The organism is Methanothermococcus jasoni (assembly GCF_049075655.1).
Classification (GTDB): Archaea; AGJL01; Methanococci; order Methanococcales; family Methanococcaceae; genus Methanofervidicoccus.
The window spans coordinates 333,182-359,159 of the sequence record NZ_CP157522.1 but is presented as its reverse complement, the minus strand read 5'-3'; the positions used below and the strand labels follow the sequence as shown (position 1 = coordinate 359,159).

The 25,978-nt window shown below is 31.3% G+C and carries 25 protein-coding genes; 12 read left to right on the top strand and 13 right to left on the bottom strand.

The annotated features are described in order from the left end of the window. Positions 1 to 225 precede the first annotated feature (225 nt). Entirely contained in the window at positions 226 to 1,575 is a 1,350-nt protein-coding gene (locus tag Mjas_RS01825) for a phosphomannomutase/phosphoglucomutase (protein WP_421078097.1), read from the top strand. A 72-nt stretch (positions 1,576 to 1,647) separates the two neighbouring features. Here Mjas_RS01825 and Mjas_RS01820 read toward each other — a convergent pair whose 3' ends face one another. The 6 genes from Mjas_RS01820 to mtnA form a co-directional block, all read right to left on the bottom strand. Continuing rightward, positions 1,648 to 2,298, bottom strand: coding sequence for a hypothetical protein (locus Mjas_RS01820; RefSeq protein WP_421078096.1), 651 nt, complete (start codon positions 2,296 to 2,298; stop codon positions 1,648 to 1,650). After that, positions 2,298 to 5,507: an Eco57I restriction-modification methylase domain-containing protein gene (locus Mjas_RS01815; protein WP_421078095.1), complete on the bottom strand. Its 3,210-nt coding sequence runs from the start codon at positions 5,505 to 5,507 to the stop codon at positions 2,298 to 2,300. The genes Mjas_RS01820 and Mjas_RS01815 overlap by 1 nt, the downstream gene beginning before the upstream one ends. Positions 5,508 to 5,678: 171 nt before the next feature. Then, positions 5,679 to 6,926: a histidine--tRNA ligase gene (gene hisS / locus Mjas_RS01810; protein WP_421078094.1), complete on the bottom strand. Its 1,248-nt coding sequence runs from the start codon at positions 6,924 to 6,926 to the stop codon at positions 5,679 to 5,681. 109 nt (positions 6,927 to 7,035) lie between these two features. Beyond that, complete coding sequence (locus Mjas_RS01805) at positions 7,036 to 7,317, bottom strand: metal-sulfur cluster assembly factor (protein ID WP_421078093.1); 282 nt, start codon at positions 7,315 to 7,317, stop codon at positions 7,036 to 7,038. 84 nt (positions 7,318 to 7,401) lie between these two features. After that, entirely contained in the window at positions 7,402 to 8,718 is a 1,317-nt protein-coding gene (aspS, locus tag Mjas_RS01800) for an aspartate--tRNA(Asn) ligase (protein ID WP_421078092.1), read from the bottom strand. Positions 8,719 to 8,940: 222 nt separating this feature from the next. Beyond that, positions 8,941 to 9,909 (bottom strand): S-methyl-5-thioribose-1-phosphate isomerase, encoded by a 969-nt coding sequence (gene mtnA / locus Mjas_RS01795; RefSeq protein ID WP_421078091.1) that lies wholly within the window; start codon positions 9,907 to 9,909, stop codon positions 8,941 to 8,943. 119 nt (positions 9,910 to 10,028) lie between these two features. Between mtnA and Mjas_RS01790 the strand changes: the two genes are divergently transcribed. From Mjas_RS01790 to Mjas_RS01775, 4 genes are all read left to right on the top strand, one after another. Further along, positions 10,029 to 11,246, top strand: coding sequence for a molybdopterin molybdotransferase MoeA (locus Mjas_RS01790; protein WP_421078090.1), 1,218 nt, complete (start codon positions 10,029 to 10,031; stop codon positions 11,244 to 11,246). 52 nt (positions 11,247 to 11,298) lie between these two features. Next, a complete protein-coding gene (locus tag Mjas_RS01785; RefSeq protein WP_421078089.1) occupies positions 11,299 to 11,715 on the top strand; it encodes a hypothetical protein in 417 nt (138 codons plus the stop codon). Positions 11,716 to 11,717: 2 nt separating this feature from the next. After that, positions 11,718 to 12,146 carry a hypothetical protein gene (locus Mjas_RS01780; RefSeq protein WP_421078088.1) on the top strand — a complete coding sequence of 143 codons (429 nt, stop codon included), beginning with the start codon at positions 11,718 to 11,720 and terminating at the stop codon, positions 12,144 to 12,146. A gap of 105 nt (positions 12,147 to 12,251) precedes the next feature. Next, a complete protein-coding gene (locus Mjas_RS01775) occupies positions 12,252 to 13,130 on the top strand; it encodes a DUF4013 domain-containing protein (RefSeq protein WP_421078087.1) in 879 nt (292 codons plus the stop codon). A gap of 17 nt (positions 13,131 to 13,147) precedes the next feature. Here Mjas_RS01775 and Mjas_RS01770 read toward each other — a convergent pair whose 3' ends face one another. Next, positions 13,148 to 13,435 (bottom strand): hypothetical protein, encoded by a 288-nt coding sequence (locus Mjas_RS01770; RefSeq protein ID WP_421078086.1) that lies wholly within the window; start codon positions 13,433 to 13,435, stop codon positions 13,148 to 13,150. Beyond that, positions 13,380 to 14,051, bottom strand: a complete 672-nt coding sequence (locus Mjas_RS01765; RefSeq protein WP_421078085.1) for a transposase — start codon at positions 14,049 to 14,051, stop codon at positions 13,380 to 13,382. The genes Mjas_RS01770 and Mjas_RS01765 overlap by 56 nt, the downstream gene beginning before the upstream one ends. Positions 14,052 to 14,528: 477 nt before the next feature. Here Mjas_RS01765 and Mjas_RS01760 point away from each other — a divergent pair, with 477 nt between their 5' ends. Beyond that, positions 14,529 to 15,380, top strand: coding sequence for a DUF4013 domain-containing protein (locus Mjas_RS01760; protein ID WP_421078084.1), 852 nt, complete (start codon positions 14,529 to 14,531; stop codon positions 15,378 to 15,380). Positions 15,381 to 15,426: 46 nt separating this feature from the next. Here Mjas_RS01760 and fsa read toward each other — a convergent pair whose 3' ends face one another. Both fsa and Mjas_RS01750 read right to left on the bottom strand, forming a co-directional pair. Next, positions 15,427 to 16,080, bottom strand: a complete 654-nt coding sequence (fsa, locus tag Mjas_RS01755) for a fructose-6-phosphate aldolase (protein WP_421078083.1) — start codon at positions 16,078 to 16,080, stop codon at positions 15,427 to 15,429. Between the two features lie 109 nt (positions 16,081 to 16,189). Further along, a complete protein-coding gene (locus Mjas_RS01750; protein WP_421078082.1) occupies positions 16,190 to 17,842 on the bottom strand; it encodes a tRNA uridine(34) 5-carboxymethylaminomethyl modification radical SAM/GNAT enzyme Elp3 in 1,653 nt (550 codons plus the stop codon). 321 nt (positions 17,843 to 18,163) lie between these two features. On the opposite strand from Mjas_RS01750, the gene Mjas_RS01745 reads away from it, so the two are divergent. From Mjas_RS01745 to Mjas_RS01725, 5 genes are all read left to right on the top strand, one after another. Beyond that, entirely contained in the window at positions 18,164 to 18,721 is a 558-nt protein-coding gene (locus tag Mjas_RS01745; protein ID WP_421078081.1) for a DNA-directed RNA polymerase, read from the top strand. 65 nt (positions 18,722 to 18,786) lie between these two features. After that, a complete protein-coding gene (gene spt4 / locus Mjas_RS01740) occupies positions 18,787 to 18,963 on the top strand; it encodes a transcription elongation factor subunit Spt4 (protein ID WP_421078080.1) in 177 nt (58 codons plus the stop codon). Positions 18,964 to 18,987: 24 nt separating this feature from the next. Continuing rightward, positions 18,988 to 19,464, top strand: a complete 477-nt coding sequence (locus Mjas_RS01735) for a GTP-dependent dephospho-CoA kinase family protein (protein ID WP_421078079.1) — start codon at positions 18,988 to 18,990, stop codon at positions 19,462 to 19,464. Between the two features lie 244 nt (positions 19,465 to 19,708). Next, positions 19,709 to 20,020, top strand: a complete 312-nt coding sequence (locus Mjas_RS01730; RefSeq protein ID WP_421078078.1) for a 30S ribosomal protein S24e — start codon at positions 19,709 to 19,711, stop codon at positions 20,018 to 20,020. Next, a complete protein-coding gene (locus tag Mjas_RS01725) occupies positions 20,020 to 20,196 on the top strand; it encodes a 30S ribosomal protein S27ae (RefSeq protein WP_421078077.1) in 177 nt (58 codons plus the stop codon). The genes Mjas_RS01730 and Mjas_RS01725 overlap by 1 nt, the downstream gene beginning before the upstream one ends. A gap of 19 nt (positions 20,197 to 20,215) precedes the next feature. Here the strand turns inward: Mjas_RS01725 and Mjas_RS01720 are convergent, their stop codons facing one another. Both Mjas_RS01720 and Mjas_RS01715 read right to left on the bottom strand, forming a co-directional pair. Beyond that, positions 20,216 to 21,238, bottom strand: a complete 1,023-nt coding sequence (locus Mjas_RS01720; RefSeq protein ID WP_421078076.1) for a site-2 protease family protein — start codon at positions 21,236 to 21,238, stop codon at positions 20,216 to 20,218. Positions 21,239 to 21,378: 140 nt separating this feature from the next. Then, the gene (locus Mjas_RS01715; protein ID WP_421078075.1) at positions 21,379 to 22,626 is read right to left on the bottom strand and encodes an RNA-guided endonuclease InsQ/TnpB family protein; all 1,248 of its coding nucleotides are present in this window, start codon (positions 22,624 to 22,626) and stop codon (positions 21,379 to 21,381) included. Positions 22,627 to 22,989: 363 nt separating this feature from the next. Here Mjas_RS01715 and fbp point away from each other — a divergent pair, with 363 nt between their 5' ends. Next, the gene (fbp, locus tag Mjas_RS01710) at positions 22,990 to 24,135 is read left to right on the top strand and encodes a fructose-1,6-bisphosphate aldolase/phosphatase (protein WP_421078074.1); all 1,146 of its coding nucleotides are present in this window, start codon (positions 22,990 to 22,992) and stop codon (positions 24,133 to 24,135) included. A 453-nt stretch (positions 24,136 to 24,588) separates the two neighbouring features. Here fbp and Mjas_RS01705 read toward each other — a convergent pair whose 3' ends face one another. After that, positions 24,589 to 25,959, bottom strand: a complete 1,371-nt coding sequence (locus tag Mjas_RS01705; RefSeq protein ID WP_421078073.1) for an SLC13 family permease — start codon at positions 25,957 to 25,959, stop codon at positions 24,589 to 24,591. Positions 25,960 to 25,978: the final 19 nt, after the last annotated feature.

Below are 25,978 nucleotides of genomic sequence, written 5' to 3'. Positions count from 1 at the left end.
CTTAGACCTCCATAAAAATTAACCTTTAATTAATTTGATTATAAATTATTTAAAGATTTCTATTATTCACGATATATTCCAATTAACTAAGATAGTTAAGAGATAATTAAGATAAATAAAGACATATAAAAATAAAAAGAAATAATATATTAAAATAACATATTAACAATAATTAATTGGGAATAAAAAATATAAATCTTATAATTCTTACCAAGTGGTGATAATGTGGTATTTAAAGCTTATGATATTAGGGGCGTTTTTAAAGAACAAATTGACGAAAATTTTGCATATTCTCTTGGAAAATCCCTTGGAAAAAAGTATAAAAATATACTGGTTGGAAACGACGTAAGGATAGGTTCAAAGGAGCTCACCAAGCCATTTATATATGGACTACTTGAATCAGGTGCAAAAGTATCCTATGCTGGAACAATATCCACACCATTGATGTATTTTGGAACAAAGGATAATTATGATTTGGGGGTAATTTTAACGGCATCCCACAATCCGCCGGAATATACTGGATTTAAAATGTGTGATAAAAAAGCTATTCCAATATCTCCAATAGATGAAATAAAACCAATTTTTGAAGAACATGAACTAAATGAAGCTCAGAAAAAGGAAATTGAAGAAATCGATTTGGATAAATTAAAGGTGGATATAATCACAGATTATAAAAAATTCTTTTTAAACAGGTGTGTATCCTGCGATATAAAAATAGCAGTTGATTTTGCAAATGGAAGCACAGCTATTGCAGAAAAGGAGATATTGAAGAATTTAGCACCTAATCATGTATTTATAAACGACTACCCAGATGGAACATTTCCTGCACATCAGCCTGACACATTGAAAAAATCCTGCTTAGTGGATATAATAAATGCCGTTAAAAATGAAAATTGCGATATTGGAGTAATATTTGATGGAGACGGAGATAGAATTGGAATAATTGATGAAAAAGGCAATGTCTTGCAGGGGGATATATTAACGGTCTTAATAGCCATAGAGATATTGAAGGAGAAAAAGGAAACTAAGAATGGAAATGAAAAGGAAATAAAAATAGTTTATGATTTAAGATGTAGTAAGATTGTTCCTGAAATGATTGAAAAATATGGCGGAGCTCCGATAAAAACACGAGTTGGGCATTATTTTATAAAAAAACTTATGCACGAAGTAGATGCAGAATTTGCAGGTGAGCTCTCAAATCACTTTTACTTTAAAGAAGTTGGATATTTTGAAAGCCCACTGCTTGCTTTAAATTACATATTATGTGCTATAAAGGATATGGGAAAGCCACTTTCTGAATTATCGAAGGAGTATAAAAAATACTTCCACAGCGGAGAGATAAACTTTAAGGTAAAAGACCAAAAATTGATAATGGATGAGCTAAAAAATAGATACAGTAAATGCAAAATTGAAGAAATCGATGGAATATCTATATACTGCGACAATTGGTGGTTTAATGTCCGACCTTCAAACACAGAACCGCTTTTAAGATTGAATTTGGAGGCTGATACTGAGGAGCTTATGAACGAAAAAATCGAAGAGATAAAAAGGATTATTGAAGGGTTGAATGGATAATTTGACCTAGCCCAACGACTAATTAAATGAAAATCCGAAGGATTTTCATAGCCTGCAACAAAAGTTGCGGATTTATAAAAACTTTGTTTTTAAATCCTGTAATGACCTGATTTTGCATTGTTGTAAAACTTCATCATTCTCAGGTATGGGGATAAACGCTGAACCCCAGTATTCATCCTTTTTATTATTTGTTTTTAGATTATATCCATAGGTATTCTCCCAATAATTCAAATGGTTTTGTAATTCTTCTATATCCAATATCAAAATTTTATCAACATTTTTATATGTCTTGGTATTATTCTCGTACTCACAAATAACATAAATTAAAATATCTGCATCACATTCTTTTAATTTTCCCCATTTATTAATAGTTATTTCTTTATTGTTTATTTTCTTATTGAAATTTTTTAAACCTCCCCAAATTTTAATATATGGAATATATGCTGAGACATAATCGAGTCTTATATCCCCATACTTTCTAAAATCATCTATGGAGGATTGTTGAAGTTCCATAATAATAGGTTTCGTTGTATCCTTAAATTTTACGAGTATATCTTTATTAGGATGTTGCATATCCTCCTTATTGGTTTTAATTTTATCGTATTTCTCAATTAGATTTTTAATTCCTTTAAAATCTTTGCATCCCTCCAAATATTCCAAGGACAATTTAAATAACTCCATTTCATTATTTTCAGATCCGTGTTCAAATCTACTTTGAGTCATTACAATAACCCCCTTATGATTTTAACATAATTATTGTTTTTTATATCATTTATTATTCTTTGAATATCTTGATTATCTTTTAACTCCAAAATAAATTTTTCAATCGATGATATATCCTCAAGTTTTAGTTTTAATATCTTCCCACTTAATAATTTAGTTAATTCATGACCAATAACCTCCTCCCCCAAGTAGAGCTCATATATTAAGAGGTTTGCTATATTTTCAATATATGTTATTATTTCATTATATTTATATCTATATTCTGTCTGATTTAATAGTATAAGGCAATTGCACAATTTAACAAACATATCTTGGTTATCTGATAACTTAATTGGAATATCCTCTATATATGACCCAGAAAAGTGCATGGTTCTTATTGAATTAATGTATATATATTTATACACATACCAATTAATTAATTCTGAATGAAGAAGTAATAATAAGTATTTATCGTTAATTTCATCAGATGTTAATTTGATATTTGTAATTGTATTTAAATTTAATAACGGTTCCTCTAAATAAACTCCGGTTATTTTTATATGAGGTTTTGGATTTTGAATATGGGCAAGTATTTCTTGAAATTGTAGGTTTGAACCTTTAAAATTAATATTTTCTAAATATTTTTTGTCAATATATGATTTTGAACGCAAATAACACCTCTGTATATCATTTCCCCTCAATATCTCAACCGAATTTTCAGTTTTTTCACTGGAAACTTTATTATTTACTGACAATCCCTTATAATTTTCCGAAATATCTCCTAACAATACAGAATCTTTTAAAATGATAGATATTATTTTTTCTTTTTCCTCATCCATTTCAGTAATAAATCTTTTGCTCGTGAGATATTTTATATTAATGGAGTATGGATTAGTGGAATATTTGGAATAATTATCAAGATATAAACTATGAACAACAACATTATTGGTATTTTTATAGCCACTATTATTTTTAAAAATTATAGTAGCCATTTCTAATTTAACATCTTTGAACGCCTTACCATTATCCACAACCCTTTTAATATTAACTTTTTCCAATAGAAATTTTCTAGTCTTTTCCCATTCAGAAACATATAAAATTGCTTTTGGGACAATAAAACCAAAATAGCCGCTACTATTTAAAAGACTTTTTGACCTTTCGATAAATATTGCAGCAGCATTCTTCGTCCCCTTTCCTTTTTTATCAGTTTTAATTACATCCAATATTTTTCCTTCTTCCAGAATCTTTTTTTCAATACCTTTTAATATATTACCATAAGGTGGATTACCAATTACAATATCAAATCCTCCGTTTTTAATAATCCAACCAAAATCAACTTTCCAATGGAACACTTGAAGTTTATCAAACTCTTCTTTTGCAATTGGCGGTTTATTTTTGCTGTATTTGGGCTTTATTTTCATATTTATATAATCTAAAAATGCAGAAGTTATGCTATTATACATTGAAACTCTTATTGTTTCTAGTATTTTTTTTAAATAGTTAGCTTCCTCACCGTGAGATTTCCTATAAAGTTTATATAATAGGCAATAGCAGTCAATATATTTATTTAAATCATGACTATTAAAAAAATCTTTGGCGTTATCAATATCTTCCCTATCTTTTCCTTTAAATGCTACTCTTAAACCTTTTAAAATACCCTTTACTTCATCATTGTAAGGGTTGTTTAATGAAATCTGTGCTAATTCCTCATCAACCCAGCCAATAAGACTATTCCCACATTTGATATTATACTCCAAATTAGGCAATGGTTCTAATTTAGAGGAACTATCATTTAACTGGCTTATCAACCATAACCATAATCTTAATTTAGTAATCTCAACAGCACTATCACAAATATCCACCCCATACAAATTATCCACTATAATATTTTTAATCTCAATATAGGCATTATGCTTTCTATTAAATGAATCATCCTTTTTTTCTAACTTTTCACAAATAGTATTCTTCATATTAAATAGGAGCTCCCCTGCACATACTAAAAAATGCCCACTACCACATGCAGGGTCTAAAATCTTAATATCATTCAAAACTTCCAATGATTTTTTTAGGAGCTCAGGTGTTCCGTTATCTACAAACTCGTTAAAATCATCATACTTTTCGCTGACTTTCAACCTATCAAATAAGTATGGTGTAATAGTATTCTCTGAAATGTATTTGGTTATTTCTTCTGGAGTATAGAATGCACCAACTTTTTTCCTACCGATTTTAACTTCTTTACCAACCTCTATTTCATCTAATTTTATTTCCCCAATATTCTCTAAACCAACAACAAATTTTTCATAAACATACCCCATTACTTCTGGCGTTAAACTGCCTACGGAATCGTCATCCTCTTCTGCATACTCACCAATTACCCAATCATACTGGTTTAGTGTTTCTATTAAGTTTTTAATTCCATCAAATTTTATATTGGTCTCATCAATGCCGTTAAATTTTTTTACCCGGTATAATCCACCGTTTAAGTATGGGGCTTTAATTATAATATTCATATTATTCATTGGAATTGTGAGCTCAACAAAACCATCAACTGCATTCTCATTATTTCCCAATCCTTCAAAGAATATTTTATTTAATAGCTGGTGTAATTTATCATCTTCAAAACTGCTGAGTAATAAGTTAAAAAAGTCTTTTGTTCCAGTTTTGTTTAGTTTGTAATTGTAGGTTCTTCCGTTATTATCAATATTAACTTCAATAACTCCTAATTGTGCTAAAAAGTAAAAGAATACTAGCCTGTCAATAAAATGTTGAGCAATGAATAATTTATCATTGTCAGTGAGTGATTCAGTTATGCTTTTAGCCATTTCTAACCTGTGAGCCCATAGGTCCTTATAAAATTTATCCATTACATCTTTAATATCAAATAATGTATCTACATCATCTGGTGAAAATTTTTTAAGTTTATCTTGTTTGCTCTTTTTTCTTTCAAGTTTTGATATAGTATCAGAGTAATAAAACCATTTAATCCCTCCAGTTCTTCTAAATACTTTTATTTTGTTGTCAGTTTGATAATGGAAGTATAATAATTCTATTTTTGGATACTTGTTTAAAATAAGTTTTTTTAATTCTTCTACTTCATTGTTGTTATTTACTTCCATATATGCAAGATAGTTATCAGTATCTACGATTATATCCTTCCTATCTTCATTAAATTTCCCCTGATTTTCAAAAAATCCTCTTTCCTTTAAAAATTGATAATCGTAATATACCATGAGCTCACCTAAATATCGTCGATACTTATTTAAATTACAGTAAATTATTTTAAATGAATGAGTTGTCCCTTCTTCGTTCTATTTTTCTAATCATTGTGGGATAATATGATTTGACTATTTTAAAAACAAGTAATAACTAAAAAGTAAAGGTTAAAAAAGATAATTAAAAAATTAAATGCTGCTCAAATCCTCCAAATCAATTAATATTTGTTCACCTGTTTTCATATTCTTCAATGAAACCTTACCTTCGCTGAGCTCCTTCTCACCAACTATAATTACCTTATTAATTCCAACGGTATTGGCATAATTCAGAGCTTTATTTAATTTTCTGTTCATTAAATCAACTTCTACACTCTTTCCGCTTTCTCTAAGCACATCTGCAATATTTAAGCACTCTTTTAAAAGTTTTTTATCTTTTTTAATTGGTATTATTAGTATGCTTTCATCTTCAACTTCAAAATCATCGATATTCAGCATAACTCTGTCAAATCCGTAGGCAAAACCAACTGCTGGTGTGGGTTGTTCTCCAAATAACTCAATTAAATTGTCGTATCTTCCACCACCGCACACCTGCCGAGCTCCTTCCCTCTTTCCGTAGATTTCAAATACCATCCCAGTATAATAATCCAATCCTCTGGCTATACCGAAATTTATTACAATATTATCGTGCTTTACAAATTCGAGAATTTCCTCTAAATTATTCAATGCTTCAATTGATGTTGGATAATCCTTTAAAACTTCTTTTAAATCAGATATTACAGATTTATCTCCTTTTGAATTTAGTATTTTAAATATTATGTCCTTTAAATCATCGGATGATTTAAGTTCGGATAAATAATTTTCCAAACCTTCGTAATCTTCCTTATCAATCAATCTTCTTATTTTTAATTCTTCTTCCTCTGGAAGTTCAAATTCCTTAAATATTCCTTTTAATACTCCTAAATGTCCTATGTGTATTTCATAATCCATATTTATTTTATTCAGCCCATCCATTGCCAAATTTATAATCTCTGCATCTGCTATTGGGTATTTACTACCTATTAATTCACATCCCATTTGCCAGAATTCTCTGTATCTACCAGCCTGCGGGTTCTCGTATCTAAAACAGTTTGCAAAGTAGTATAATTTTAACGGCTTTGGAAGGTTTTTAAGCTCATTTATATAGAATCTTACAACTGATGATGTGAGCTCCGGTCTAAGTCCCATCTCTCTGTTTCCATGGTCTTTGAAAACAAACAACTGCTTTCTTATATCTTCACCAGTTTTTTTTGATAGAAGCTCGAAGCTCTCAAATGTTGGGGTGTTTATTTCCTTGAAATTGTAGCTGTCAAATACAGTTCTTAGCTTATCTTCAATAATTCTTCTTTTTTTCATCTCAATAGGTGTAAAGTCCCTTGTTCCTTTTGGTTTTTTAAACATCATTTCACCAGATAAATTTATAATTATAATCTAAAATAGTGATAAAAATAATAAAAATAATTATATAAAAAATATTGTATATATGAAAAATAAAAAATAAATAAAAAATTTATCCGTTAATGATTTTGTTTATGTCTTCTTCCATCATATGCCCTTTTACAGTTACCTTTACATCCTTTACGCCTTCAATCTCTTTAACAACTTCTTTTGCTCCCATAGCCATGCCCATTACACTCATACATCCTGGGTTTGTAGGAATTAAATCAAATGAAACATTATTTTCTTCGTCGATTTCTACATTTTTTATCAATCCCATATCTACTATGCTAATTCCCATGTGGGGGTCTGCAACTTTTTTCAAAGCATTTAAAACATCATCTTTTGAAACCATAATTTTCACCAGCTTTTTTATTTTATTAGGTATTTTAAAAAATTAAAAAATCTGTAATTGTTTTTACAAATAGTCCTTTAAATATTATGGGGTCAATCTCTGCCTGTCTCTTGGGAATAAGACACACTCTCTAATGTTTTCTTGGCAGGTGATTATCATCATAAATCTTTCTGCACCTAATCCCCAACCTGCATGCGGTGGCATACCGTATTTAAATGCCTCTAAGTAGGTTCCAAAGCCTTCTGGGTTGAGTCCCATTCTTTTTATGCCTTCAACAAGTAAGTCGTATTTGTGGTTCCTCTGAGCTCCGGATGAAATCTCCAAATCCTTATACATTAAGTCAAATGCCTTACAGAGTTTAGGGTCTTCCTGGTTTGGAAGGGTGTAGAATGGTCTTGTTTCAGTTGGCCAGTCTGTGATGAAATAGAATCCTTCCATGGAGTCTCCAAGCGCTTTTTCAGCAGCTCTTGAAAAGTCTTCGCCCCATTCCATTTCTATTCCTTTTGAATTTACAATATCAACTGCTTCTGTGTAGGATAATCTTGGGAATGGTGTTTCTTGAACAGTCAAATTTATGCCTAATGTTTGGAGCTCCTTCTGGTTATTTTCATACAAGTCAGCAAACACATTATGGACTATCTTTTCAAGAACATTCATTGCATCCTTTTCATCTGAGAATGACATTTCACAGTCAATTGATATAGCTTCGTTTAAGTGTCTTCTTGTGTTGTGTTCCTCTGCCCTGAATATAGGACCAATTTCAAACACTCTGTCAAATCCTGCTGCCATCATCATCTGCTTGTATAACTGCGGACTTTGACCTAAAAATGCCTCTTTCTCAAAGTAGGATATAGGGAATAATTCTGTTCCTCCCTCTGTTGCACTTGCCACAAGCTTTGGAGTATTTACCTCAATAAATCCATTGTCATAAAATGTATCTCTTACTGATTTGAACATTTCAGACCTTAATTTAAATAATGCCTGTATTTTTGGTCTTCTTAAATCCAAAAATCTTTTGTCCAATCTTGTATCAATATCCGCAGGAACCTTCTCTGATGGGTCTAATGGAAGCGGAGTATCTGCCTTGTTCAATATTCTAATTTCAATAGGTATTACCTCATATCCCGCTGGTGCCTTTTCATTTGCCACAACTTTTCCCTTTACAGCGAGAACATCCTCTCTTCCTACGGATTTTGCCGTTGTAAATACTTCTTCTGATACCTTCTGCTTAGGAACTACTATTTGGACTGTTCCTTCTCTATCTCTCAATATGATAAATACCAATTTTCCCAATTTTCTTATGGAATGGGTCCATCCCATAACGATAATTTCTTCTCCATCCATTTCAGGTGTTATCTCATTTGAAAAGTGCGTTCTTCTCCAATCGCCCAATACATACATATTATCATCCTTTTATTTTTTAATGTATTATTTTTATTTTTGATTATAATGATATCTATAAAATTAAATAATTGATTTATAGTTATATTTAATTTAATATTTACAAAATGACAATTAGCCATAACTTAAAAGTAATTTGCATTATAAATAATTTTTCGTTAATTTTATAATTATATTTATGATATTGTTTTTTATATTATTCTTTAACTTTCATTTTATCATTTATTTCTCATTGGGGTAAATTATCCCCTTCTCAGTAATTATGCCTGCAATCAACTCCGGCGGTGTGCTATCAAAGGCATAGTTATATGCTGAAACTCCTTCTGGAATTATTCTAACGCCGTCGATATATATAACCTCCTTTTCATCCCTCTCTTCAATTACAATATCCTCTAAATCGTTTTTAAAATCAAATGTTGAATAAGGAGCCGCCACATAAAAAGGTATGTTGTGGTATTTTGCAAGAACGGCAAGGGAATATGTTCCTATTTTATTAAATACTGTGTAATCTTTTAAAACTCTATCTGCTCCAACTATGATTTTATCAATCATTCCCTTTTTCATTAAAAAGCCCGCCGTGTTGTCGGAAATTACTTTAACTGGAATACCTTCATAGTTAAGCTCAAATGCCGTTAATTTTGCACCTTGAAGTCTTGGTCTTGTTTCATCTGCTATGACATTGATTTTTTTGTTGTTGTAGTGTGCAAACCTAATTACACTTAAAGCTGTTCCATATGCCGAAGTGGCAAGAGCTCCTGCATTGCAATGGGTTAGAATGGTATCTCCATCATCGATAATTTTTTCCCCAATCTGTCCTATTTTCCTACATACTTCAATATCTTCTTCGTGAATCTTTTTTGCTTCGTCCAATATTGATTTATTGCTTTTATATGCATTAATACATCTATCCAAAGCCCAAAATAAATTTACAGCAGTTGGTCGTGTGTTTTTTAACTGTTCATATGCTTTTTCTATATTATCATCATTTAATTCAGCAAGTGCCATACCGTATGCCGCGGATACTCCTATTGCAGGAGCTCCCCTTACAACCATATCTTTTATAGCAAATGCCACATCATTGTAATCTTTGCATGTGAAGTATTCCAAACTATTTGGGAGTTTTCTTTGGTCAATCAATATTAACTGGTTATTTTCATCATCCCATATTATAGGTCTTAAATCTTTATCCATTATCCATCGCCTTTTTATTTTTTATATAATATTTTATAGTTTAAGTAAAATAATAATATTGTCATTATATTAACCATTATAATTGTAATTAATTTATATTAAAATTTTAGGTGTTCAACATGCTTCTAAAAAATCTAATTAGCTACAATGAGGCTAAAAATATCGTATTCAACAGCTTTAATGAAATGATGAAATATAAATATAAAACTGTTGATATCCTGAGCTCACATAATAAAATTTCTTTTGAAGATATAAGAGCTCCGATAGATTTGCCCATGTTCAACAAATCCGCAATGGATGGATATGCCGTAATAGCGGAAGATACATTTGGAGCTTCTGAAAATAATCCGATAATCTTAAATTTAGTTGATGAAAGCCCAAATAATGCAGAAATTGGAACTGATGAGTGCATAAAGGTATCTACTGGAATGCCCATTCCGAAAGGGGCAAATGCCGTAGTGATGAAGGAATACTGTATTGAAGAAGATGGATTTGTGGAAGTTAGAAAGGGAGCTCATCCCTATGAGAATGTTGCAAGGGTTGGGGAAGATGTAAAAAAGGGAGATTTAATAATAAAAAAAGGGGAAGTAATTACACCATACCACATAGCACTATTATTGTCATTAGGGATAAAAAATATTAAAGTTTATGATTTAAAAATCGGATTAATATCCACAGGGGATGAATTGGTTGATTTAGATGATTTTACTAATATAGATGAATTAAAAAATGAATATAAAATAGTAAATTCAAACTCACCAATGCTTTATTCATTGATATGTGAAACTGGGCTCACTCCAAAAATATACAAAAGAGCAAGGGACAATAGGGAAGAAATAAAAAATACAATATTGAAGGCACTTAATGAGAACGATATAATAATCACAACTGGCGGAACATCTGTTGGAGATAGGGATTACACAATTGAAGTGATTAAAGAGATGGGAAATGTAATATTGCACGGAGTTCAAATAAGACCGGGAAAACCATTTGGATTTGCAAAATGTGTTCTAAATGATGAAGAAAAATTCATATTCATACTATCAGGCTATCCGGTCGCTTCTGCGGTTCAATTTGAGCTGTTTTTTAGAAGTTATTTTAGAGCTCGAAAACATGTTTATCTTCCATTAAATAGAAATATTGCATCCACACTTGGAAGAACCGACATTGTTAGAATAAAATTAATAAATAAAGACAATAAAACCTATATTGAACCATTAAGAATAACGGGGAGTGGTGTTTTATCTTCAATGACAAAAGCAGACGGCTATGTAATTATCGATGAGAATATTGAAGGTTATGAAAAGGGGGACGAGGTAAAAGTTTATATGTTGTAAGTTCAAAATATGTATATTTGTGATATGTCATTTAAATCATAAAAGTGATACTATGATATTTAAATCCAACTATGCATTACCCTTAATTGGAATAATGCTTTTAACCTCTTCCTATGTGTATGCAGATACCCCTCCAAAAGTGGTTAAAGCATATCTTGGAGTGTATGAATACAATGGAACATACTACGACCCATTGAATAATACTTTTGAAGGGGAAAGCAAATATCTAGGTTGGGATTACAACTATGCAGTAATGGTTTATGAATTAGACAACGGGCAAACCATTAGGCAAACAATACCTTTAACGGATAATAAAGGAACAACCGACCCAGCACCAACAGCCGCATTATCATGGACTGCACCAAATGGAACTACATACACAATATTTGAACAGTCAGGGGGTAATACTAATAATGTTACTTCTTTGCCCTATGTGACAGAGATTCCCATAGGCTCACAGGTATCGTAATTATGAATGATAATTGGAGGGATGATAACTACGCCGATGGGCATTGGAACTTAAACATAACTGAAAATGGAGTAGAAATCCTTGATGCTCATCAATCAGGAGGATATTTCCATAACTCATCATTTGTATTTACTGATATTGATACAAATGAAACTTGGAATGTCACAATGCCATACAAAAATCGTGGAGGCGGTGAGACATACAGGGCTATAATTCCATTAAATGGTTCTAATGCAACTATATATAATATAAGCGGTAATACACCAGATGCAAATAAAACTTTAACATATGCTCCTCCTACTAATCCCGATGGTTCTCCTTTCTTCCTTCCAAGCAATTCTCTTATTTCCATTCCTACTCCAATTCCAATTGGTGCTTTAATTATATCCTCAGCATCTATATTGTATTTAATAAACAGAAGAAGGAACTAATCAAATTTAAAATCTATTTTACATTTTATTAACGCATTCAATTTAATATTAAAAAAATTTATATATATTTTATTTATAGTATTATTAAAAGAAAGGGGGTGGAGTATGTTTATAGAACGATATTTTAAAGAACCGATAAAATACGCAATATCAGACTGGAAAAAGATATTTGTTGGTGGCGTATTTGGATTGATATTTTATATATCTATTGATTTATTAAGTTTAATATTACCAGATTTTTCATTATTTTATCAATTATCCATCGTGGAGCAAATTATTGCCGCAATTTTGGGAATATTGGCACTATTGGGATTGATGTTATTGATAATTCAAACAGGATATTTAATAAAAATAGCAAAAAATACGGTAGATGGGGGAGGGCATTTACCAAAATGGGAAAATTTTAAAGATTTGTTTCTAAATGGAATTAAATGGACTGTTGGAATGATACTGTTGGGAATAATAATTTTTGCAATACCAACTATTGTTTTAGGTATCGGGATATATTTATATATTTCATTTATTCATAATCTCTCAGGAGCTCATGGAAATTTGCCCTACAACATACCACCTATCGGAGCTCCTGAACCATTGGTTTGGATTACATTTATATTTGCCATATTGCTGTATATGGTGGGATTTGTAATATATACAATATACGAACCATTGGCAACGGTGAATTTTGCTAAAAAAGGATTTAAAGGATTTTTTGAATTTAAGTATATTTTAAAATTAATGTCTCTTGAATATCTATTGTTGGTTATTATATATATCATTGGAATATTTATTATAATCTCTGCAATATCCATGATATTTGCAATATTTGGATTTATTTTTGATATGGTATTGCCAAACATTGTAATTAATGAATCATTAAATATTATTGGGGAGTCAGTAGTTGCATTTATTTCTTTCTTTATTTATGTGGTATATTATAAATCCTTTTCAAACTACTATGTTGATAAAATAAATAAAATTAAATAATAATAGTGTGGGTCATATTACACCCTAACCTCTAAGACTTTCATATAAGGGTAACCTCTGGTAATGAGATTATATAACGCTAAAACCTGTGCAGAAGCCACTGCACAGAGACAGAATACTTTTTTACGGATATAGCCTTTAATGTTAATCCAAAACTTATTCATAAATCTGTTCTTTAATATCGAATTGGTATGTTCTATTTTAACTCTTATCTTAGAAATTTCCTTCGGAAGTTTCTTTTTATTTTTCTTACCTAATCTTCTTGGATTGTGGGCAGTTATTAGTTCGTTTTGGTATAATTCCATGGCTTTTCCGAGCGATAGCGAGGAAATAAGCAAATCCAAAGGATTTGTGAAATTTTTTTAAATCTTTTGAATCATAACCCGCATCTGCACAGGATTTCTTAGTGCATACTAATAATTTATCAGCCACTTTACAATCATGAGTATTTGCTGTGGTAAATTCTGCTCTTAATGGTATCCCCTTTTTATCCACTGCTAAATGTAATTTGAAGCCTTTAAACATTCCTTCACTGTTATATCCTATCTTTCCATCCTCATCTTGTTCGTCTTTGATTGGGGTGCTATCGTATATTGACCATTCAGGATTATTCAGTTCAATATATTTATCACCTAATAAAGTAATTATTGCATGCAATTCTTCATCTAGGGATTTTTTCCATCTATCGATGGTTCTTCTACCAGGGCAGGATTTAAATCCTAATGCAGTTAAAATCTGTGGATTATTTTGTAAGTGTAATACTAACGCTCTATTTGAGTGTATGCCTTTTAAAAAGGCATACACTAATAGTTTAAGCCTCAACTCTAAATTATATCCTTTCCTCCCTACCTTTCTTCGTTTAGGGATTTGGTCAATTAAATCTGATGTAATTATCTCATTTACTACTTCCTCAGCCCTCATAATATCGTCTTTTTTATAATGTTATATTTAGTATAGTTTATATATTTTGACCCATACTATTAAATAATAATTAAAAAAATAAAAATAAGAAAAAGAAAAATTAAAAATAAGAGGGTGTGAAGGTATCTCAAAAGATATTTAAAATATACCATAAGTTTCATGTAATTATATCCGATATATTTTGAATACCTTTATCATCGACACCCGCTCCCGTATTATTATGGGACTGTCCATCCTCCCTACTGTTCTATAAGGGAACAGCTCGGGAGTTGCTTAAAAAAATATTCCATGCAGATGTCAATGGAGCGTTTAAAGTTTAAGTTGAAGTTGATGAGAGCTGGACATTAAACAATATGATTAACTCACATATAAACATTTCTGTTAATAAACTTTTTATTGATTACTTAAAAATATATTATTTGAATACCTAAGTAATATTTAATATCAAAAAAGGTGGTTATATAAATGGGAGAAAATATGTTTGTTGAAAAATACATTAAAGAACCATTTAAATATGCCATGTCCGATTGGAAAAAAATATTTGTTGGAGGGGTATTTGGATTAATGTATATGCTACCTTCCCAAGTATTCGATGCCATGTTGCGTGCAAATAACCATGTTCAAAATATGGAGTCATCAGCAAGTTTTGACTACTCCATATTGTTGGGTCTTCTTGGGGTATTTGCATTAATTATATTTTTATCCATAATATTTGGCTCACTCCAATATGGATACTATATGAAATTGGCTAAAAATACTGTGGAATCATACGATACTCAACTGCCAGAATGGGAAGGATGGTATGACCTATTTAAAAAAGGTATAATGTTCTACATTGGAAGCCTATTACTCGCCTTAATTGTATTCCTGCCATTCATAATAATTGCATCAATAATTGGATACGGAATCTACTTAATTGGAATTCCTCTGCTGTTGATAATATACTTTTTCGCAGTATTGGGTGCCTATTTGTTGATAGCATTATTGTATATGTTCTATTTCTACTTGGCGTCTGTAAATTTTGCAAATGTTGGATTTAAAGGATTCTTTGAATTCAAAAAAATCATTAGTCTATTATCTTTAAAATACGTTCTATTGGTAATTGTATTAATCATAATAATGATGGCATTGTCATTTATAGCATCATTGCCGGGATTGTTTATGGGAGTTGGGGCGGCATTATCAGACAATAATGTAATATTATTAATCATTTCCGCAGTTATTAATTCTGTCCTATTATCATTTATAGGATTTTTCACTTCTGTGGCTTTATATAGGTCTATCTCAACATATTATAAAGAAAAAATGCAAGAAAAAGGATATTTATAATTTATTACTGAAAATATTATAAAAAAATAAATTGATATTTTATTTTTTACTCTTTATTTTTCAAATATTCTTCCCAATCCTTCATAAACGCGTCAATACCCTTATCTGTTAATGGGTGGTTGAACATTTTATCCAATACTGCAAATGGAATTGTTGCAATGTCTGCACCGAGCTCAGCAGCTTCTATTACATGCATTGGATGTCTTACAGATGCCACAATTATCTCTGTTTTTATGTCGTAGTTTCTGAATATCTGAACAATTTCAGCTATTAACTGCATTCCATTTTGACCAATATCATCCAATCTTCCAACGAATGGGGATACATAGGTAGCACCTGCTTTTGCCGCCATTAATGCCTGATTTGCTGAGAAGATAAGGGTAACATTTGTTTTTATACCTTCTTTTGATAAAACATTTACTGCCTTCATTCCTTCCTTTGTCATAGGTATTTTAATCACAACATTATCTGCAAGTTTTGAGAGCTCTCTTGCTTCATTTATCATACCTTCTGCATCAAGTGCAGTTACCTCGGCACTTACTGGGCCATCTACAATTGAACATATTTCTTTAATTACTTCGTGGAAATCTCTGCCTTCCTTTGCAATAAGTGTTGGGTTTGTTGTAACGCCATCTACCATTCCTAATTCAGCGAATTCTCTAATTTTATCAACATTTGCAGTATCTAAGAAAAACTTCATTTTTTCACCTTTTAATGTTTTATTTTTATTTTTATTTTTTTTATTTTTTATCATATGTTTTAGTTATAGAGTAATGCTTATTTTTGATTAAATATATCTGTAATGGTATTTATTTATATAACATTTTCCCCATGTATGCCCCAACTCGTTCATATCCTAACTTTCTATAATATTCCCTTGCACCAATACCGCTTGTAATCAGCAATTTATTTTTATCAAATTCATCTTTTGCTATTCTTTCAGCCTCTTTTAATAATAATTTACCGTATCCTTTATGCTGCCATGCTGTTTCTTTCCCTTCCTTTTCGGTTAATTTCTGCTCCTGACCGCACACATGCAACTGCCTTACCAATGCGGTTTTGTCGTCTATCTCTGGTCTGAATGGCTTATACGGTATCCTTAATCTTAAATATCCAATAAGTATGTCATTTTTAACATCCTCGTAGGATAGGAATATCTCTGTTCCGCCACTTGCAATATAATCTTCCCTACATAATTTTATATTCTCAACATCTGGAATAATTCCTTTTTTATACATTACATGCCCTACTTCCCTACATCTTATACACTTACATTTTATGCCTTTTTTATCAAGGTTCTTATAAACGAGCTCACCTAAATTGCTTTTCTTAACTCCTTCCTCAATTACTGTTGCTGGAATATCCCTCTGTATTCGTGAAGTCCTTACCCATTTTGGCATTATGGATTTTGCATAGGTGATGAGCTCTATTGCTTCATCATCATTTATTGGTTTAAATTCTCCTTTTTCCCATATTTCATATAACTCAGTTCCTTCTATCACAAGGCACGGGTATATTTTTATTAAATCCGGTTTAAAATCTGGATTATTGAATACTTCATAAAATACCTTTTTATCAAGTTCCTTTGAAGATTTAGGAAGCCCCGGCATAATATGGTATGACACCTTTAAACCGCTGTCCTTTAATAATTGCGTTGCTTTTATGGTATCTTCAACAGTATGTCCTCTTTTTATATACTCCAAAATATCGTTATATATTGTTTGGACTCCGAGCTCTACCCTAGTAGCACCTAATTTAAGCATTTGGTTTATTTCCTTTTCTTTACAGTAATCAGGTCTTGTTTCAATTGTAATGGCCACACATCTATGTTTTGCGGTTTCGTTTATTTTCTGTGCCTCTTCAAGTGTTTCTGATATTGTGCCGTTCATGGCATCAAGGCATCCCTTTATAAAACTATCCTGATATTCAATAGGTCTTGCAGGAAATGTTCCGCCCATTATAATTAATTCTATTTTGTCCGTTGGATGCCCCACTTTTTCAAGCTGTTCTATTCTCTCCTTTGTCTGAATATATGGGTCAAATCCATACATGAGACCTCTCATTGTGGCGGGCTCCTTACCAGTATAGCTCTGAGGAACATCCCCAAAGGTGCTTTCAGCCCCCCCGGGACAGAAGAAGCATTTTCCATGGGGGCATTTGTCAGGGGATGTCATTACTGCCACCACTGCAACCCCTGATAGTGTTCTAATTGGTTTTTTTCTAAGAAGAGGTATTATTTCTTTCTTTTCATCTTCTGTTGCATATTTTATTATTTCTGAATTTGGGGGAAATCCAATATTTAAATCAAATTTTCTCAAACACTGTGCCTTAATATCTTCAACCTTTTGTTTTTTCCTCTTTGGTGGAAGGGAGTTTAACTTATCCTTATTTAACAATAATTTATCTATTATACACCTTATAAATTTTTTATAAATGGCATCTGTATTATCATAATCAACCATAATCTCACCAAAATCGTTGAGTTTATATATTATAAAATTAATATATTATTTGTAAAATAATTAAGTAATATTTAAAAAATATTTAAAATATGAATAAAATAAATATACAATAACATATATAACATATAAATAATACATATTATTTTAGTATAAAATACCTTGACTTTTCTATTCTACTATTTCCAAGGAAATAACATTAAAAATATTTGATTTTTTTAGAAATTTCTAATTTTAAATCATTTTGCATATAATATATTTATTATTATAATTAGTATAATGGTTCTATCATAATGGCTCTATTTAAAAATATGAGGTGATTATTTGTATAGATTAGTAACTATTTCAGATACCGTAAGAGTTCCGCCATATATGTTCGGAGCTCCGCTAAACGAGTCCCTACACAAAATACTTATGGAAAAATACGAGGGCATACTTGATAAAGATATGGGATTTATATTATCAATCGGAGAAATACGAGAAATTGGAGATGGTAAGGTAATTTATGGAGATGGTGCAGCATACCACCCAGCAGTTTTCGATGTTTTATGTTATATGCCGGAGCTCTACGAAGTTGTAGAAGGGGAAGTTGTTGATGTCGTGGAATTCGGTGTCTTTGTAAGATTGGGACCTCTTGACGGGCTTATACACATATCCCAGATTATGGATGATTATGTATCCTATGACCCAAAAAGAGAGGCAATAATTGGAAAAGAAACTGGAAGAGTAATTGAAAAAGGAGATAAAGTAAGAGCAAGAATTGTAGCAGTCAGTTTAAGAGAGGCTAGAAAGAGAGGTAGTAAAATAGCACTAACCATGAGACAGCCAGGATTGGGAAAATTAGAATGGATAGAAGAAGACAAAAAGAAGAAAAAAGAATGAATGATGATGAAGGAAATTAAATAATAGTAAAATAACAAATCCAATATAAACAAGGTGAATTATTTATGAATGCTTGTTTAAGGTGTAAATATTTAACCAATGAAGATAAATGCCCTCTTTGCGGCTCTGAAACTTCTGAAAATTGGAGAGGTCTTTTAATTATATTGGACCCTTTGAACTCAGAAGTTGCCAAAAAGATTAAGGCAGACTGCAAAGGAAAATATGCATTAAGTGTAAAATGAAAATTTACATAGAGCAGGGACATTATGTATATATTAACTGAGAGATTAAGGGAAATACTTAAAAAACCCTTTGGAAAAGTATATAAAGAACTACCTCCTATAAATGGAAAGGTCGTTTCTATTGGTGATATTACTACAAAAAATCTTTTATCAAAAAACATAATACCAAATTTATCAATTTTCGATTTAAAAACTAAAAGAGATATCTCTGTGGATATAAGCCACAAATTTAAAAAGGTTTTTGAAATAAAGAATCCTCCGGGATGTATATCTGATGAAGCCATGGAAAAAATTAAATACCTTTCCACAAAAAACAATGAAAATGTTGCTTTAAAGGTAGATGGTGAAGAAGATTTGCTCACCATACCTGTTATCAAATATTTTCCTGAGGATACTATTGTATTGTATGGACAACCTGATGAAGGCGTAGTATTGCTAAAAATAAACAAGGATTTGAAGACTAAAATAGATGAAATATTAAGTATGATGGATGAAAAATAATAAATAATTATAATAAATAATTATATGTCCATACTTATTTGAAGTTATGTTAAAACCTTTCAAAAGGATAATAATATAAACTATTAAATATTATATAACCGATGAATTAATAATCTAAACATTCGGTGAAAAATCTGAGAATATATAAAAGATTTTAACATAAAAAATATTATATATTAAATATCTAAAAATTACACTTTTTATATTATATCAAACATTTGCATAAAATATCATGGTGATGGTCATGGAGATAAAAATAATTTCAGACAGAGAAAATCCATTATTAAATAGAAGGGAAATTAAATTCCTAGTAGAATATGAAGGAGCTACACCTTCAATAAAAGATGTAAAGATGAAACTCGTTGCAATGTTAAATGCAGATAAAAACATGGTTATAGTAGATACGCTTAATCAGGAATTCGGTAAAATGGAATCCAATGGATATGCAAAAATATACAACGACGAAAAAATGATGAATTTAATTGAAAAGAAATCAGTTTTAGAAAAAAATAAAATTGAAGAAGAAAAAGAAGAAATTGAAGCGGAGGGAGAATAATGGCTACAAAAAATACAGGCGTTCAAAAATACAAATACTACAAAGTTGAAGGAGACAGCGTAGAAAGAATAAAAAAAGTGTGCCCAAAATGCGGTCCTGGTGTGTTCATGGCTGAACATTTAAACAGATACGCATGCGGAAAATGCGGATACACAGAATGGAAGAAAAATGAATAATTTAATTTAATTTTTATTTTTACTTATAATTGTTTTTTAGTCCCAATAGTTTCAATATTCTAATCACATCTGTTTTTGAGATTATTCCTTTTAATTCATTGTTATCTACAACATAAACCCTTTCAGAATTATTTATTTTAAGCAAAAGGTCGTTTAAATCCATATGTTCAGGCACTATAACTGGGGGAGTCATAATATCTTTTACCAATATATTTTCATCAACATTTGTTATATCGTCAAAAGAAACGCTACCCACGAGTTTCCCATTTTTAATTACGGGATAACCCAGATATTTGTATTTAAACATTAAATCCACCAAATCTTTAACAGAATCTTCTGGCGAAACCGATACGATATTTTTTGACATTATATCTTTAACTTTTATTTTATTGAATACATCATAGGCAAGTAATGCACTATATTCCTGAGAAGCCCCATAGTATATAAACAGAGCTATCAAAATCAAGATAATATTTAACGATATAATACCAAAACCAAGCATAATAAATGAAAGATACTGTCCAATGGTGGATGCAATCTTTGTGGCTTTTATATAACCTACTTTATGTGAAATCAGAGCTCTCAATATCCTTCCACCATCCATTGGAAATGCAGGAAGTAAATTAAATATCCCGAGCATAAAATTTAACACTCCAACTGTCATAAATAATGGATATACCATATTATCAATTTTTAAAATATTGAAATCCATAAAATTTGATAGGCCCAGGAATAAAATTCCCAAAATAATGCTTACAGCAGGTCCAGCAATGGCTATTTTAAACTCCCCTTCTTTGGGAATTCTATCCATCATAGCCATTCCGCCGATTGGAAGAAGAAGAATCTTTTCTATATATACTCCATATTTTTTAGCCACATATGAATGACCTAATTCGTGCAAAACTACTGATGTAAATAGAAATACATATAATATAAAGCCCCCAATGCCCCAAAGATAATATACCAGCATTAGAAGTAAAATAAACGTAATATGAAGTTCAATTGGAATTCCCATAATTCTTGCGATTTTAAACGATTGCATAATCTCCCCTTTTTTAGTCGATGAACATATATGTCAGTTAAATATATTATGGAAGCCGCTATTTATATATTCATATATTGTCCTAAAACCCATAATATAATAAATACAATATATACTAAATTACATCCATATCCAGTGAATTACTCTGCCCTTACGGACGGGGTTAAACGAAAACCTTTCGGTTTTCGTAGCCCTCGCCCTTCGGGCAAGGCTTCCTGATTCATTGAGAAAACTTGCCCCAAAACCACTTCTTTATAAGAAATGGTTTGGAGTAGAGGTTTTCTCTCGGCAGGCACAACGGACTCTCCCAGCCCTGACTTTAATATATTTAGAGATGCGTTATAATCCCTATCAATTTTCCAACCGCAGACAGGACAAAAAAAGGTTCTATCTGAAAGTTTTAAGTCTTTAACAACATGCCCGCAGTTGGAACACTTTTTGGAAGTATAAGACGGATTTACTAATATTACTTCTCTACCAGCACCCTCCGCCTTGTAGAGAAGTTGATTTATAAATTTTTTCCAAGAACTGTCAAGAATATGACGGTTTAAGGTCTTACCTTTTCCATTTTCAACCATTGATTTTATATTTAAGTCCTCTAAAACTATTTTATCGTAGTTATTTATGTAATATCTTGATAGTTTATGTAGAAAATCGTTTTTCTGATTCTTTAACTTGTCATAAACCTTGATAAGTTTTAGTTTAGTTTTATTCCAATTGTTAGAACCTTTAACCTTTCGTGATAGGTTCTTTTGGACTCTCTTTATTTTATCCAATGTTTTATCTATAAACTTTGGATTTTCAAACTTGTTCCCGTCTGAATCGATGGTATAACCATCGATTCCTAAATCGATACCTACAACCTTATTAGTTTTAGGCAGTGGTTTAGGTTCTTCCTCAACTTGGAAGAAAGCAAACCATTTGTTTGTTGGTTCTTTTTTTATGATTACACTTTTAATCTTTCCTTTAATGTTTTGGTGTAGTTTTATAGGAATTTCTCCTATCTTAGATAGGTGAAGTTTGTTATCCTTAATCTTAAAACCTGATTGATTGTATTCTAATGTTTTATATCGATTCTTTGATGATTTGAATCTTAACTTACCGACTTTATGCCCATTCTGTTTTAGTTTGCCTAATGCTTTGAGGTTTCCCCAGAGTTTATTATTTACCATTTGAAGGACTTTTGAATGGACTTTTTTAAGTTCAGGATTTTCCTTTTTATGTTCGGTTATTAGTTTTTGAGTATTCATTTTGTTTAGTTTTGGATTTTTGGTTTTCTGTTCCAAAAGATAGTTATAGAGGTATCTACATATATTTAGATGTTCCTCTATTGTTCTTTGGATACTCTTTGAAGGATAAATTCTGAACCTATAAGTCCTTTTCAACATTTGCCTCACAGTTTGATAACTTATAAATAGTATGTTGCTACTTATGCTATATATAAATAATGCCCGCATTTCCGAGCGAAGCGAAGGAAATATATAAAAACCGAAGGTTTTTATCATAATTCATCCCCTCCCTTACGGGAGGGGACTTCTTGCGGAATATGTTAAAATTTGAAAATTATAAATATGGAATATACCTTATCAACGAAATCATTAAGTATAAATATTTTTAAACGATATATTGATTTTGGATAAATTAAAATAAAAAATGCCCGTAAACAAATTTCACCCTTTCGTGTGAAATCCTTATTAACCAAGATTATAGAAAAAATATAAAAGAAAAAATAAAAAAGAGAGCGTGATTGTATGGAAGAAAAAATAACTCTAAGTGTTATCAAAGCGGATGTTGGAGGATTGTGCGGACACACATTGGCACCAGAAGAATTGTTGGATGCATGTGAATATGTTCTTGAAGAAGCTATCGATGAGCTATTGATTGATTATTATGTTACAAGATGTGGGGATGATATAGACTTAATCATGACCCATAAGCTTGGAACAGATAATGAAAAAATACATGGATTGGCATGGAAAGCATTTGAAGAAGCAACAGAAGTTGCAAAGGAATTAAAATTATATGGTGCAGGTCAGGATTTACTTGCAGAAGGTTTTACAGGAAATGTAAAAGGTATGGGACCAGGATGTGCTGAAATGGAATTTGTTGAAAGACCAAGCGAACCTGTAATAGTATTTTGCTGTGATAAAACAGACCCAACAGCATTCAACATGCCATTCTACAAGATGTTTGCAGACCCATTCCATACAGCAGGTCTTGTTTATGATAAATCCATGACTGGCGGATTTAAATTCGATGTATTGGACATGTATGAAAACAAACAAATTACCTTAAAAACACCAGAAGAATCCTACTCCTTATTGGCATTAATCGGAAACTTAGAAAAATATGCTGTAAAAAGAGTATTCAGAGCAAAAGATAATGAAATTGCAGCAATAGCGAGCTCCGAAAAATTGAATAAAATAGCTGGTGAATATGTTGGTAAAGACGACCCTGTTGCAATTGTGAGAGCTCAGAGTGGTATGCCAGCAGTTGGAGAAATTTTAGAGGCATTTGCAATACCACATCTTGTTCCAGGATGGATGAGAGGATGCCACTGGGGACCGTTAATGCCTGTTGGTGAAGATGACGCAAGACCTTCAAGATTCGATGGTCCTGCGAGAGTAATGGCATTAGGATTCCAGCTCTCAGAAGGAAGATTGGTAGGACCTAATGACTTATTCGCAGATATTTCATTCGACAATGCAAGACAGAAAGCATTGGATATGGCAGACATGATAAGAAGCATGGGACCATTCCAGCCTCACAGATTGCCAGAAGCTATGATGGAATACACATCCGTTCCACAGATATTGGAAACATTAAAAGATAGATTTGTAGATGCTGAAAAAGTTAAAAAATTGGATAGTGTAAGAGATAGGGGAGACATGGAATAAATTAATAGTATTTATTAATAACATCTAATTTTTTTATTTTTTAACTAATGTCGGCGGGAAGTTTGATAAATTCCTTCGGAATTTATAAATGTCTTCGCTATCGCTCAGACATCCCCTTCCGTAAGGGAGGAGATGAAATCAGATGAAATGCTTCGCATTTCATTACTTTCCTTCGCTATCGCTCGGAAATCCGACGAAAAATATTTATATTAGTTTTTGTTATAAAATATATTGGATGCGTTATAGTCCCTAGAAGTATATGCAGGACTTACAAATCTTTTCTAAGATATAATAAAGTCAGGGCTGGGAGAGTCCGTTGTGCCTGTGGAGGGCAAAAGCTTAATGAAGCAGGAAGCTCCTTCCGTAAGAGAGGAGTAATTCACTTTTAGAATCTTAGAATTTTATTTTTAAAATCTTCCATTTTTATAGGGCTTTTTCGATTTTTTCTGAAATTTACAACATTAAAAAATAACCTGCAATAATAATCGATGATACTAACGATAATATAAAACCTACTTTTATCATGTCCTTTTCACTTAAATGCCCCTCTGCAAAAACTATGGCATTTGGGGGAGTTCCCACAGGGAGCATGTATGCACAGGATACGGCAATCCCAACTGGTAAAGCAATTAATTCTGGACTTATATTCAGTTCCATTGCGGCTGCCATTAATACAGGCATTAGAACGCTTGCAACTCCTGTGTTGCTCATAATATTAGTTAATAGCATGGAAAATACGATTATTCCAAATATGAATATAGAAATTGGAACGCTATTTATAAAACTTATTAAAATGTTTGCAATAAATTCTCCCGTTCCTGTTGTGGATACTATACTGCTTAGAGATAGAGCTCCTCCAAAAAGCATCAATACTCCCCAATCAGTAGAGTCGTCCAAATCCTTCCAATTAATTAGTTTTAGGGAAAACAATAGAATTATACCAATTACGGCAATTATGGAATCCATATAACTACTTACGCCAATTAAATTTGCAATTTTTCCACTAATCATCCATAAAATGGCAATTAATAAAAATACAATAAATGTTAAAATTGTTTTATTTGTATATTTAAAATCATTATTTAAATTAATTTTATAATTTTTTACATTTGGCTTAAAGTAAAGATATAATATGGCATAAATTACAGGCATTAGTATTAAACTTACTGGAAAACCTACTTTAAACCACTCTGAAAAACCCATATTTAATGAGCTGCTTGTAATGGCATTAGGAGGGCTTCCAATTATAGTTGCAATTCCCCCAATGCTTGCAGAGTATGCAACACCTAAAAGAAGAAATGAATAAATGTTTTTAATATTTCTATTTCTATTTTCATCCTTGTCATTTAAATTCATACTTTCGTAGGATAACAAACCAAGTGCGAGAGGTAGTATTATCAATGTTGCCGAAGTATTGCTTATCCACATTGAGAGAATATAGGCGGTCAGCATAATTAAAAAGCTCGCTGTTTTAAAATCCCCATTTCCCAGTTTAACAACCTTATAGGCGATTATTTTATCTATATTGTGCTTTTTTAATGCAGACGCCAACGCAAAACCTCCCAAGAATAAAAATATAATGGGATGTGCAAATGATTTAAAAGCATCTTTTACATCAAAGATTCCAAAAATAACTGCAAATACTGGAATAAATAATGCAGATATGGATAGAGGGAAAACCTCGGATATCCACAGAATAGATATGAATAACAATATCGCTAATCCTTTTTTTACTCCATCGTGTGCAGGAAAGAACATTAATATTAATATCATTAACAAAAAACTGAAAAATAAAATTATAATATTCTTCATATTCTTTGACATTCTGCACCTCTTTATATTA